The 12510-nt window shown below is 71.5% G+C and carries 12 protein-coding genes, 1 pseudogene and 1 riboswitch; of the genes and pseudogenes, 8 read left to right on the top strand and 5 right to left on the bottom strand.

Translation table 11 applies throughout. The features are described from left to right. Window positions 1–41: 41 nt before the first annotated feature. The gene (locus tag VT52_RS21645) at window positions 42–1703 is read left to right on the top strand and encodes an arylsulfotransferase family protein (protein WP_240509838.1); all 1662 of its coding nucleotides are present in this window, start codon (window positions 42–44) and stop codon (window positions 1701–1703) included. A 125-nt stretch (window positions 1704–1828) separates the two neighbouring features. Here the strand turns inward: VT52_RS21645 and VT52_RS21640 are convergent, their stop codons facing one another. After that, entirely contained in the window at window positions 1829–2521 is a 693-nt protein-coding gene (locus VT52_RS21640) for an HD domain-containing protein (RefSeq protein WP_107481398.1), read from the bottom strand. Window positions 2522–2624: 103 nt separating this feature from the next. Here VT52_RS21640 and VT52_RS21635 point away from each other — a divergent pair, with 103 nt between their 5' ends. From VT52_RS21635 to VT52_RS21610, 5 genes are all read left to right on the top strand, one after another. Then, window positions 2625–3581, top strand: a complete 957-nt coding sequence (locus VT52_RS21635) for a GlxA family transcriptional regulator (protein ID WP_071387569.1) — start codon at window positions 2625–2627, stop codon at window positions 3579–3581. 428 nt (window positions 3582–4009) lie between these two features. Next, window positions 4010–4531 carry a MarR family winged helix-turn-helix transcriptional regulator gene (locus tag VT52_RS21630; protein WP_071387568.1) on the top strand — a complete coding sequence of 174 codons (522 nt, stop codon included), beginning with the start codon at window positions 4010–4012 and terminating at the stop codon, window positions 4529–4531. Window positions 4532–4673: 142 nt separating this feature from the next. Next, window positions 4674–5159 carry a hypothetical protein gene (locus VT52_RS21625; protein ID WP_071387567.1) on the top strand — a complete coding sequence of 162 codons (486 nt, stop codon included), beginning with the start codon at window positions 4674–4676 and terminating at the stop codon, window positions 5157–5159. Continuing rightward, window positions 5156–6022 (top strand): NmrA family NAD(P)-binding protein, encoded by an 867-nt coding sequence (locus tag VT52_RS21620; protein WP_071387566.1) that lies wholly within the window; start codon window positions 5156–5158, stop codon window positions 6020–6022. Before VT52_RS21625 ends, VT52_RS21620 begins: the two co-directional genes overlap by 4 nt. A gap of 430 nt (window positions 6023–6452) precedes the next feature. After that, window positions 6453–7025, top strand: coding sequence for a GNAT family N-acetyltransferase (locus VT52_RS21610; RefSeq protein WP_071387564.1), 573 nt, complete (start codon window positions 6453–6455; stop codon window positions 7023–7025). Between the two features lie 70 nt (window positions 7026–7095). Here VT52_RS21610 and VT52_RS21605 read toward each other — a convergent pair whose 3' ends face one another. Then, a complete protein-coding gene (locus VT52_RS21605) occupies window positions 7096–7368 on the bottom strand; it encodes a DUF3253 domain-containing protein (protein ID WP_071387563.1) in 273 nt (90 codons plus the stop codon). Window positions 7369–8039: 671 nt separating this feature from the next. On the opposite strand from VT52_RS21605, the pseudogene VT52_RS38060 reads away from it, so the two are divergent. Together VT52_RS38060 and VT52_RS21600 are read left to right on the top strand one after the other, a co-directional pair. Beyond that, window positions 8040–8134 (top strand): annotated as a pseudogene (locus VT52_RS38060). A gap of 192 nt (window positions 8135–8326) precedes the next feature. Next, a riboswitch (guanidine-III (ykkC-III) riboswitch) is annotated at window positions 8327–8394 on the top strand. Between the two features lie 12 nt (window positions 8395–8406). After that, window positions 8407–9294, top strand: coding sequence for an MBL fold metallo-hydrolase (locus tag VT52_RS21600; protein WP_071387562.1), 888 nt, complete (start codon window positions 8407–8409; stop codon window positions 9292–9294). A gap of 142 nt (window positions 9295–9436) precedes the next feature. Here VT52_RS21600 and VT52_RS38055 read toward each other — a convergent pair whose 3' ends face one another. The 3 genes from VT52_RS38055 to argF all read right to left on the bottom strand — a co-directional run bounded on the left by VT52_RS38055 (window position 9437) and on the right by argF (window position 12067). Then, the gene (locus VT52_RS38055) at window positions 9437–9778 is read right to left on the bottom strand and encodes a hypothetical protein (protein ID WP_071387561.1); all 342 of its coding nucleotides are present in this window, start codon (window positions 9776–9778) and stop codon (window positions 9437–9439) included. A gap of 343 nt (window positions 9779–10121) precedes the next feature. After that, a complete protein-coding gene (locus VT52_RS21590; RefSeq protein WP_071387560.1) occupies window positions 10122–11036 on the bottom strand; it encodes a carbamate kinase in 915 nt (304 codons plus the stop codon). A gap of 29 nt (window positions 11037–11065) precedes the next feature. Further along, complete coding sequence (gene argF, locus VT52_RS21585) at window positions 11066–12067, bottom strand: ornithine carbamoyltransferase (protein WP_071387559.1); 1002 nt, start codon at window positions 12065–12067, stop codon at window positions 11066–11068. Window positions 12068–12510 lie beyond the last annotated feature (443 nt).

Raw genomic sequence — 12510 nt, 5'->3', positions numbered from 1 at the left:
CCGCCGCAGAAGAAGAATTCCGGGTGTCAAGGAGGTCGGCAATGACGACGCGAGAACCGCGGTCTCGCCGGACAGGGAGAAGGACCCGCCGCACCGTCGGCGCCTGCGTGCTCGCCGCCGGGTGCGTTGCGGCGAACTGCGTACCCTCGGCCGCGACGGGGTCGCAGGAGGTCACGTCCCACCTGTGCGCGACAAAGCCCTTCCCTCCGTCGGAAAGTACTCCGCCCCCGATCCTGTCGGGCCGCGACGTGTGGAGTTTCGTTTCCGAACCGGGCCTTCACCCCATGCGGGTGAGCGTGACGGCGAACAAACGGGGGACGGCTCGCGGAGACATCTTCGTCGCCCCGTTCAGCGCGGACCGGATGGTCGGCCAGACCGGGGCACTGATCAACGACAACTCCGGTGATCCGGTCTGGTTCCGCCCCCTGCCCTCGACGAACCTCCAGAACGCCGACTTCAAGGTCCAGACCTATCACGACGGCCGCAGGGACCGGGGGCGACCGGTGCTCACCTGGTGGCAGGGGACCCTCGCGCTTCCTCCGGCGTACACGAACCTGCCGGCCGGTGCGCCCGAACCGGGCGGGTGCTACTACATCTACGACACCCACTACCGCCTGCTCAGGACGGTGTTCGCGCATCACGGCTACTACCCGGACGAGCACGAGTTCACCCTGACCCGCCGGGGTACCGCGCTGCTCATCGCATCCAAACCCGTGCCCGTGGATCTCACGCCCTACGGAGGCCCGAAGAACGGCTCCATCGAGAACAGTGAAATCCAGGAGGTCGACCTCGCGACGGGCAGACTCGTCTTCTCGTGGAACGCGCTGGACCACCTGGACCCCGCGGATTCCGAGGAACCTGTCTCGAGTGCGTCGTCGTCCGACGGGGTGTGGGACGCCTTTCACATCAACTCGGTCGACGAGGGGCCCGACGGCCGACTGCTGATCTCGGCCCGGAACATGTGGGCGATCTACGACGTCACCAAGAGATCCGGGAAAATCCGCTATCAGATCGGAGGGAAGAAAAGCGACTTCACCTTCGGTCCGAACGCGGACTTCTACTGGCAGCACGATGCCCGATTCCGGCCGGGAAACCGGATCAGTATGTTCGACGACGGCTGCTGCGACCTGCCCGACGGCGAACCCGAACAGGTGTCGCACGGCCTGATCCTCAACCTCGACTTCCGCAGCCGCAGAGCGACCGTGGACAGGACCTACTACCACCAGCCGCCGCTGGAGTCGCCGACCCAGGGAAACACCCAGGCCCTCTCGAACGGCAACGAATTCATCGGATGGGGCCAGAGCCCGTACTACTCGGAGTACGCGGGCGCGGGAAACACCCAGGGCAACGGCTCGCGGAACCTGCTCTACGACGCGAAGCTGCCGGGTTCCGACATCTCGTACCGAGTGTTGCGGAACGAATGGATCGGCACACCGTACTACCCACCGAGTGCCGCGGCACGGTCCGCCGGCGGTCACAGTGTCGTCTACGCCTCCTGGAACGGCTCGACCCAGACCAGAGCATGGCAGGTGCTCGCCGGGGCCGACCCCCACTCGCTGTCGGTCGTTGTCGGACACGCCCGACGGTCCGGATTCGAGACAGCCGTCACGACGAACGCCCCCGGACCGTACTTCCAGGTAAAGGCGCTGGACGAAAAGGGACGCGTCCTCAAGCCCTCCGACGTCGTGATCCTCACCCGATAGAGGCCGGCACGGGCCGGAACCGCGCCCCGGTCCCGGCCGTCGGACCCGCCTGGGCATGTGGCCCGACCCGCGCGACCACGGACCGCTTCAACCCCCCGAGCACCGCGTCGGGTTCCGGTGCGCGGCTACCCGTGATCGCCAGGGACGGCGGTACGCCGGTCGCCCCAGCCGGCCCCGGCGATGAGGTCGTGCCAGTCCGGCACCGTGCCGTGCGGAAGGCGCTGGCGCAGCAGCTGGCCGGCGAGGCTCAGGGGGGAGGCCTTCGCGGGGTTGGCCATGGCCTGGGCGACGATCGCGTCGGCTATCACGTAGCCGAGGTCGTCGCGCGGGAAGGCGCTGTGCACCCGCTCGGCGAAGCCCTCGGTCAGGGCCTCCTTGCCCCGGCCCATGACATCGAGGGCGATCCCGGCCTGGGCCAGGGCGACCTCCGGTTCCTTGCGGGAGGCGATCCCGTCGGAGGTGTGGAGGGCGACGGCGTCCCACACCACGGCGACCGTGCTGTCGTCGGCCCCGTGCTCACGCAGGAAGGCGGCCGCGAGGTCGGCACCGTCCACCTCGAACCGCTGGTCGCCGTTGCCCTGTTCGGTCAGGCCCAGGTCGTGCAGCACGCAACCCAGGAAGAGCTGTTCGTCGTGGTAGTCCACGTCCGGCCGCAGGCCTCGATGGTTCGCGATCTCCCGGGCGAAGAGGTAGCCGCGGACGCTGTGCCGGAAGAGGTACGGCTGCTCCGCGCCTTCGGCGAACTGCAAGGCCGCGACTGCGAGCTCGCTCTGCGGCAGCTCGAACTCGACGTGCCAGTCGGCCAGTTGGATGTTCACAGCGTGTTCTCCTCGGTTCGCGGCGGAAGGGATGCACCGATCCTGCGTCCGATGCCGGGTCCCCGCGAGAGGCTGGAATGCCCAACTACGCTAAATTCTGGCCATGCATGTTGTCGCGGTCCTGGCGCTGGACGGCGCCCTTCCCTTCGAGCTGTCCCTGCCGGGTCAGGTCTTCGGCGCAGCGGGCCAGGCGGACGGCCACCCGCACTACGAGGTGCGGGTGTGCGCACAGGGGCGAGCCGTCACCACCCCGCCCGAGTACGGGGCCTTCCGGCTGACCGCCCCGTACGGCCTGGATGCCGCGGCCGAGGCGGACACCGTGATCGTTCCCGGTCACTCGGGGTTCCTCGACCCGGCGCCCGCCCCGGTGCGCGAGGTCCTGCGGACGGCGGCCGACCGCGGGGCCCGCATCGCCTCGCTGTGCATCGGAGCGTTCACCCTCGCCGCCACCGGCCTGCTCGACGGCCAACGGGCCACCACCCACTGGCAGTACGCGGACGAGCTCGCGCGCCGCCACCCCGGCATCGAGGTCGACAGCGGCGCCCTGTTCATCGACAACGGCTCGCTGGCGACCTCCGCCGGCATCGCGGCCGGGCTCGACCTGTGCCTCCACCTGGTCCGCCGGGACCTCGGCTCCGGGGTCGCCGCCGCCACCGCCCGCCGTACCGTCATGCCGCTCCAACGCGACGGTGGGCAGGCCCAGTTCATCGAACACCCGGTGCCCGAGGACCGCAGCACGTCCCTGCGGCCCACCCTCACCTGGATGGAGCGCAACCTGCACCGGCCGCTCACCCTGGCGGAGATCGCGGGCCACGCCGCGATGAGCATCCGCAGCCTCAACCGCCGGTTCCGCGCACAGACCGGCAGCACACCGCTGCAGTGGCTCCTCCGGGCCCGTGTCGACCTGGCCCGCGAACTGCTCGAAACCACCGAGCTGTCCATCGGGCAGATCGCCGACCGCACCGGCCTCGGTACCCCCGCCACGCTCCGGCACCACTTCCACCGCACGCTCGACACGACACCGCTGGCGTACCGGAGGACCTTCCGCCGCTCGGCGTAGGAGCGACGGCGCCGCACGCGACAGGGCCGGGACCGGCCCCTTCCCGGGACCGGGACCCGGGGCCCGGCCCCTCCTCGGGTCGGGACCGGGCCCCGGACGCACCGTCAGCATCGACGGGCGAGCCCTCCGGCCCCCGTCGGTCAGGGCCTCACGGTCCTGGCATCGGCGGCGGGCCCGGGGAGAGCGGGTGCGGTGCGCGGTCGGCACCCGGACGAGCCGACGACGAGGAGAGGGCCCGGGTGGGTACGGCGGACGAGTACGGCGGTGCGCTCGCCCGTCACGACGCGCAGCGCCGTCCGCGCGGCCGGGCCGTGACCCGCGACGACCGCCGGGCCGGCCGAATCGGGGCGGCAGCCGACCGATCCGTAACTGGCCGATCCGCCGGCAGAAATTTGACGGATCGATTGATTAGGCACCATATTACTTGCATGACACCGCACCACCAGGCCGACCCGGCCGCCCCCTCCCTCGAACAGGCCCGACGCCAGATCGCGCGCTACGGCCTGACGGCCGACCCCCAGGCGGTCCTGGTGGCGGCCCGCCTGATGGGGGCGGGGGCTCGGATCGGACAGGCCGGCGAAGTGCACTTCGGCCGCTTCGGGCTCTCCACCGGTCGCTACCGGCTACTGGCCGACCTCGAGGACCACGGCGGCGAGAAGTCCCCGTCGCAGCTCGCGGCCAGCCTCGGGGTTTCCCGGGCAACCGTGACCGGGCTGGTCGACGGGCTGGAACGGGAGGGTCTGGTGGCCCGCCGCCCATCCACCGAGGACGGGCGGGGCAACGTCGTGATCCTCACCGCTCGCGGCGCCGACAGGCTGCGCGAGCTGGCACCGGAGCACTTCGCCCGGATGCAGTCCATGGTCGAGGGCCTCTCCGTCGAGGAGCGGACCGTCTTCCTCGACCTGCTCGCCCGGATCGTGGCCGGCATCGAGGCGCTCACCGAGGACTGACCCCGCCACCCACGGCGGGCCGCCGATCCGTCCACGCACAGGCGGGCGGACGCTGCGGCCCGCCGCCACTCCGTCCAAATAGTTAGGCACCTAAGCATTCATACTTAGGCGGCTAATCACATTTCTGCGAGTAGGGAGAAGCATGAGCAAGAAGGCCCCCGGAGCACCCCCTCCGTTCGTCCTGTGGCGCGAGGTCCTCACCGCTTACGCCATGCCCGCCGTCACGGCCGGGCTCGGCGGAGTCGTCGCACACCAGCCGCAGCTGGCCGTCGCCGCGCCGACCACCATCGGCGGCACCTCCGCCGTGGTGGCCGCCGCCCTCGGCGCCGTCCTACGCCGCCGCGTCCGCTCCCGCCCCACCCGGACACCCCGCGCCCTCGCGGCCGCCGGAACGGGCCTGGCGGCCGCGGCGCTCGCCCTCCTGCCCGGCCTCGCCGCCGCGCACTGGCTCCCGCTGGTCCCCGTACTCGGCGACAGCCCATGGCCGCGCCGCCTACCGATCGACCTGCCGGTCTCGTCGGCGATCGCCGCCACGATCACCACCTGGCGCTGGCGCGGCAGCCGCCCCGACCTGGGGGCCGGGCGCCCGCTCGACCCCTCGCTCCGACCTGAAGGGCACACCCCATGATCGTCGTCATGGGCGCCGCCGGCGCCACCGGCGGTGCCACGCTGCGCAGCCTCGCCGCTCTCGGCGTTCCGGCCCGCGCGCTCAGCCGCGACCCCGCTCGCCTGGCCGCCGGACTCGACGACCAGACACGCGCCCGGACCGAGATCAGCCCGGTGGACGCCGCTGATCCCGACTCCCTGCGCACGGCCTTCCGCGGTGCACACCAGCTGTTCCTCACCATGGCCAACGGCCCGCACCAGGTGCGGTACGAGCTGAACGCCGTCGACGCCGCCGTCGACCGCGGTGTGGCGCACATCGTCAAGGTCTCCGCCCCCGCCGCCGAACCGAACTCACCGGTCAGGGTCTCCCGCGGACACCACGAGATAGAGGCGCGCCTGCGCTCCTCGGGCATCCTCACCACCGTTCTGCGCCCGTACGCCTTCATGCAGAAGCTGCTCCTGCTGGCCCCGGGCATCGCCGCGGCCGGAGTGGTGCACGGGGCGACCGGGCAGGCCCGGTGCAACTACGTGGACGTCCGGGACATCGGTGACGCCGCCGCCGAGGTACTCACCTGCCCCGAGCTGACCGGCGCGACGTACCCGCTGACCGGCGGGCGGGCCTACAGCCACCCCGAACTCGCCGACCTGCTGAGCGAGTTGCTCGGCCGGCCGGTGCGCTACCTCGACCTGGCCCCGGCCGAGTTGCACGCCCACCTGGTGACCCGGGCCGGAATGCCGGACTGGCTCGCGGCCCACGTGGTGGAGATCCAGCGGCTCGCCGTGGTCCGCGAGGAGTCGCCGGACGGCGTCTTCACCCGCCTGACCGGCCGCACCCCGCGCACCCTGGAAGCCTTCCTCGGCGAGCACCTGCACCGCTTCCGCTGAGCACCCGTTCGGCGCGGTGAGCCCGGCACGAGGCCGAAATCAGGCGGAGCATACGGCCGGGCCGTCCTTCCTGCCCGCCGACCCCGATACCGCGGAGATCCGCCGCAAAGGGTCGAGCGGCCCGTCCTGCTGGACGGACGGAAGTTCCGCGATCTGGTTCTCGGCCAGTTCGACGGATCGGGCTTTCGGCCCGGTCCGGAGGAACGAGGGCTGCCCTGTGCCCTGGCCCCGGCTGGGAAGGAGGTCGCTCACGGGGCCGGCGGCGTCCCGAGGGCACGCCGGTACGGCAGACGTCCGCTCGCCGTGCCGGCTCGGTACCGCGGACTCACCGCCCATGCGGCGGGCCCGGCGTCACCGGGGACGTACGCGCCCCCGATCGGCTCGCTTATTGGATGGTCCGAGGCGAGCGTGACGCGGCAGGATGCTCCGCATGACTCTGCCCACCCCCGAACTGCACACCGCCCGCCTGCGACTGCGGCCGTTCACCGACGCCGACGCGGCGCCGCTCTACGCGCTGCACAGCAGCGCCGACGTGCTGCGCTACTGGGACTCCCCGCCATGGACCACGCCGGCCCGCGCCCAGCGCTTCATCGCGGCCTGCCGCACGATCGAGGAGGAAGGCACGGGAGCGCGGATGGCCGTCGAACGCGTCTCCAACGGCGCGTTCATCGGCTGGTGCGGCCTGACCAGCTGGAACCCGGACTTCCGCAGCGCGTCCCTGGGCTACGTCTTCGAAACCGCCGCGTGGGGCCGCGGCTACGCCACGGAGACCGCGCACGCCGTCCTGCGGTGGGCGTTCGACGCCCTGGACCTGAACCGCGTCCAGGCCGAGACCGACACCCGCAACGCGGCGTCCGCCCGGGTCCTGGAGAAGCTCGGCTTCGTCCGCGAAGGCACCCTCCGCGAGGACTGCGTCGTCAACGGCGACGTCTCCGACTCCTGGGTCTTCGGCCTCCTGCGCCGCGAGTGGCATCCGACGGCCGCGCCGACAGCCGGCCGCTAGGACCGTTCACTGACGCTCACCGCTGTCTTTCACGCCCGTTGCCGGCCGCTGCGCTTTGGCGTCCGCCGTGTCAGCGGGCCCGGCGGATGCGGACGGGACCACGGGCCGTGGCCGGATCGACGGGGTGGCCGGACTGAGTGATCTCCACCTCGCCGGCCACGACCAGCCGCCGTGCGGCGCGGCGGGCCGGTTCCATGAGCGCGCGCCAGCCGTCGTCGTCCCCGTCGTACACCGCCCGCGCGGCGTCGGAGGGGCAGATCGTCGCGGTCGGGCCGCGACGGTCCAGCAGTTCCAGGACGGCTCGCTCCAAACGCCGGTCCGTCTCCTGAACCCTGTGCGCCATCCCACCAGTGTCACACCGGCGCTGCCGGGACGGGCGTCGGAAGCCGATACGGCTGACGGCCGGCCGCTGGGCGGTGGACGACACCACGGTGTGTTCTCACGCGGTCGGCCGGATGCACCGGAACTGCTCATGCACCGGCACCGGTCGGCCGAACCGCGGGCACCCAGCGCCCAGCCCCCGCGCACGGCCCGCACCGAGCTGACGCGCGCCGGCGCCCGGCGGTCGCACACGGACCCGGCACCGGCGCACGTACCGCCTGGGCCTTGGACCAGGCGGCTGCGCACCCCGAAGGCCCAGGCAGGTCCCTCCCCCCGGCGGCAAGGCCCGCGGCGGCATCGTCCAAGCCCGAGAACGCGTCGGCCGCGGTGGGGCGTCCATGCTGCGGGCAGGTCATCGCGGAGCTGAGCTTCGGCTTCCGGCGCTTCCCGCCGGCCCGCCGGCCCGCCGGTGCAAGACCAACCCGTCACCCGGCCGTGACCCGACGACGGCGACGACGACGGCGACGGCGACGACCCGCTCTCATGTACGGCCGCTCCCCGCACCACGCGTCGTACCGCCGCTCAGGGCGCACGCGAGCTCCGGCGGACCCGGACATGTCAGCCCCGTGTCAGGGGCTCGTGTCACTCTCTTTCACGTGAACGGCCCCCGACACCCACGGGAGCCGGGAGCGAGGAGAGGTGCCCGGAGTGGTTGATCGGGGACCGACGAGCACGCCTCGAGGTCGGATCCGCAAGGGTCCACGCAGGTTCGAATCCTGCCCTCTCCGCATCACGGGCCCTGAGCCTGAAGTGGCCTCGCCATCGGCCCGGCTTCGTGTGCAGCACGACCCCGATGGGGCGGCCGGCGCGTGAATGCCAGGTCTCCTCCGGCGTTTCCGGCGCCACCTGGGGCGGACGGCGACCGCGCGGAAGACCGCGCCGGGCATCCGACCGACCCGGACATGCGTGTTAGCGTCGTCGTGGCGGCTCATAGGTGCCTGCCCCGGACGAGATGTGCGCCGTACCCGGCCCGCCAAGACGACGCACTCAAGGAGACGTCATGGGTGCCGGCACTTCCCTGATCGACTTCACCGGAGCGACTCCCAGGCCTCGTGCGCTGGACGTCCGGTGGATCCACGGCTCGCCGTCGGCCAAGCACAACACCGACCCGGACATCCAGGTCCACGGCTATGACGAGCACACGTTCATCCTCCGACAGAACATGGCGATCGACTACGAGGCGCCCTTCCTGTTCCTGCTGTTCGGCAACGAGCGGGCGGTGCTGATCGACACCGGTGCCACCGAATCCGCCGAGTTCTTCCCCCTTCGCCAGGTGGTCGACGAGCTCATGGAGTCCTGGCTCGCGCGTCACCCGCGGCCCGGGTACCGACTGCTGGTGCTGCACACTCATCCGCACGGTGACCACGTCGCGGGTGACGGCCAGTTCGGCGATCGTCCTGACACCACGGTGATCGGCGCGGAGCCGGCCACCGCCTGGCCGTACTTCGGATTCACCGACCGCCCCGATTCCGTGGCGCGGGTCGACCTCGGGGGGCGGGCGCTGGAATGTCTGGCGACCCCGGGCCATCACGAGGCGGCGGTCACGTTCTACGACCCGTGGACCGGGTTCCTCCTCACCGGCGACACCGTCTACCCCGGCCGGCTCTACATCGAGGACTGGCAGGCATTCATCCGGACGATCGATCGCTTGATCGACTTCTGCGACCAGCGGACGGTCACCCACGTGCTCGGCTGCCACATCGAAATGTCCCGAGAACCGGGCGTGGACTATCCGATCCGCACCGTCTACCAGCCCGACGAGGCCCCGCTGCAGATGACCACCGACCACCTGCGCGAGATCCGCGCAGCACTGGAGGAGATCGGCAACCAGCCCAGCCGCCGGGCCTTCCCGCACTTCGTCCTGTGCCCCAGCACACGCACGCCGTGATCCGCTGGTCGTCGATTCTCCGCTCGCCGGCCTCGGAGCCGTGGGCCGGGCCACGGGAACTCCGGACGATCACCCCCCTCATCGACATCGCGGCGGCCCCTCCCCCGACGACCTGCTTCCCCGAAAGCTGCGTCTGGGCGGATCACCAGATGGACGGTCCGCAGAGCCCCTCGCTCAGTATGAGCTGACGCTCGGGTAGTTCGGACCGGCGAAGCTGCCGAGGTGCCCGTTGTCCCTTCGCGCCCGTTCCGATCACAGCGTGCTGGCCGATTTCCGTGACCGTCTCACCGAGGGCGGCCGAGCCGACCGTCTTCTCGACCTCGCGCTCGCGCGCCTGAAGGAGGCCGGTCTCGTCCGCGAGCGCACCACGCAGCGCACCGGTTCCCCCCACGTCCTGGCCGCGGTGCGCGACCTGACCCGTCTGGAGCTGATCACCGAGGCCGTCCGCGCCGCACTCGAAGAAGTCGCCGGCACGTCCCCGCACCCGCTCGACGAACTGGTCGATGAGGACTGGGGCTCCGCTACGGCCGGCCGGTCCGCCTGGGCAAGAACCCCACCGAGCCCAAGACCAGGATCCTTGCCGCCGGGAACGACGCCGTCCGGCTCCTGGAACACCACCCACGCCCCGCCGACCGACTGCCTTCCAGGACTACCTCGACCAGCGCGACTGCTGGGCGTGAACCGGTCCGTTCCACCGGTCTGTCACACGCTGTGGGACCCATGTACTGCTTTCCACGTGCTCAAGGCGGTGATCGGTTCTCAGCGCCGCAGCGACTGCGAACGGACCCGGCGGGGTGTCCCGCCAGGGCTGTTTCGGTGTGCAGGCCTCAGCCCGCGTCGGGCGTGACCCGGGTGCCCGCCGTACCGGCGAGGATTTCTCTGGCGTCGGCCAGCCTGCCGATGACCGCACGTCCCCCGGTCCGTTCCACGAACCGCGCCGCAGCTCGCGTCTTCGGTCCCATCGACCCTGCCAGGAAGTCGTACCCGCCCAACTGCCGGGGCGTCGTCTCCCGCAGCGGGCGCGCACGAGGGGTGCCGTGGTCGAGTTCGACGTACGGCACGTCGGTGAGGATCAGCAGGGTGTCTGCCTTCAACTGCTCGGCCAGCAGCGCGGCGGTCAGGTCCTTGTCGACCACTGCCTCGACCCCGGACAGCCTTCCCGACTCGTCGATAACCACCGGGATGCCGCCGCCCCCGCCGCACACGACGACCGCGCCGGCCTCCAGCAGCACGCCGACCAGGTCCGCCTCCACCACACTCACTGGTTCGGGCGACGGCACAACCCGCCGCCACGCCTCGCCGTCCCGCCCGACATCCCAGCCGAGCCGCTCGCGCTGCTCACGTGCCTGGGCCTCGGTGAGGACCGCGCCGACGAACTTGGTGGGGCGGGCGAACGCAGGGTCGTCCCGGTCCACCACGGTCTGGTTGAGCAGGCAGGCGGTGCGCCGGTCCGGCAGGGCGTTGTGCAGTGCCTGGAGCAACCAGTATCCGATCATTCCTTGCGTCTCCGCGCCGAGCACGTCGAACGGGTACGGGCGGCTGAGCCGGGGGTCACCGGCGCTCTCCAGGGCCAGCAAGCCGACCTGCGGCCCGTTGCCGTGGGTGACGACGAGTTCGCCGCAGGCGGCGAGCGGTGCCAGGGCCGCGGCGGCGCGACGCACCTGGTCGGCCTGCGGGGCGGCGTCGGGACGCTCGCCCCGCGGCAGCAGGGCGTTTCCTCCCAGCGCGACGACTGTACGCATGCTCTTCTCCTGTACGCCTCGGCGGCCGGTCAGCGACCGAGGGTGGCGACCATGACCGCCTTGATGGTGTGCAGGCGGTTCTCCGCCTGGTCGAAGACGAGCGAGTGGTGGGACTCGAAGACCTCGTCGGTGACCTCCAGCGCGTCCAGTCCGGTGAGTCGGTGGACGGCCTCACCCAGTTCGGTGCTGCGGTCGTGCAGCGCCGGGAGGCAGTGCAGGAATCCCACGTCCGGGTTGCCGGTGGCTTTCAGCACCGTCTCGTCGACCTGGTACGGGCGCAGCTGCGCCACGCGCTCGGCCCACATCTCCTGCGGTTCGCCCATCGACAGCCACACGTCGGTGTAGATGAAGTCCGCACCCGCCACGCCCTCCGTGACGTCCTCGGTGTGCGCCGGCCTTGCGCCGGAGCGGCGGGCCAGATCGTTCGCGGCGGCCCGCACCGGCTCGGGGTTCCACAGCGCCCGCGGCGCCACCATGGTGACGTCCATGCCCAGCAACGCAGCTGACACCAGAAGGGAGTTGGCCACGTTGTTGCGCGCGTCGCCCACGTAGGCCAGCGAGATCCGGTCGTACGGCTTGCCGCTGTGCTCCCGCATCGTCAGCAGGTCGGCCAGCATCTGGGTGGGGTGCCACTCGTTCGTCAGCCCGTTCCACACCGGCACGCCCGCGTATCGCGCCAGCTCCTCGACCAGTTCCTGGCCGGCGCCCCGGTACTCGATGCCGTCGAACATCCGGCCCAGCACCCGTGCCGTGTCCTTCATCGATTCCTTGTGTCCGATGTGGCTGCCCGACGGGTCCAGGTAGGTCACGTGCGCGCCCTGATCGTACGCGGCGGTCTCGAAGGCACAGCGGGTCCGGGTCGAGGTCTTCTCGAAGACCAGCGCGATGTTGCGGCCGGTCAGCCGGGGGACCTCGGTGCCGTCCTTCTTCGCCGCCTTCAGCTCTCCGGCCAGGTCGATCAGGGAGCGGAACTCCTCGGCGGAGAAGTCGGTCTCCTTCAGGAAGCTGCGGCCGTACAGGGAGGTGGTCATGGCCTGACTCCGGTCTCTCAAGGGGGCACGCGGGTGCCCTGGTCAGCGCCCCCAGGGCGCGCCGGGTCGGGGTGACGCGACGTGCTCACGGAGGATCGCGACCACGCTCGCAGCCTGCGGCGCGGCCGGGCAGTGCGCAAGGGTCCTCGTCACCGGGCCTAACGACCCTCCTCCCGAGAGGCATTCGGCCCAGTCTGGGCCCGTCATGCCTTCCGGCCCTGCGACGAGGGACTTTCGGCCCGCTCGGCGGCGTCCGTGACTGGCACATGATCGGCGTCGTCAGCCCCGGCGCCGCTCGTCACCGCTCAGGACGCACTGGCCGGGTCGCTCACCGAACGATGGGGAACGGCATGCCGCACACCACCAGACCACCCGCCTCCGGGCCGGCACCGCAGCAGACGTCCGAAGTCCGGAGCGACGGAAAGTCCTTCGGTCTGCCGACC

The organism is Streptomyces malaysiense, from assembly GCF_000980885.2.
In the GTDB taxonomy this organism is placed as follows: domain Bacteria; phylum Actinomycetota; class Actinomycetes; order Streptomycetales; family Streptomycetaceae; genus Streptomyces; species Streptomyces malaysiense.
This window is presented reverse-complemented; position numbering and strand designations above follow the sequence as displayed.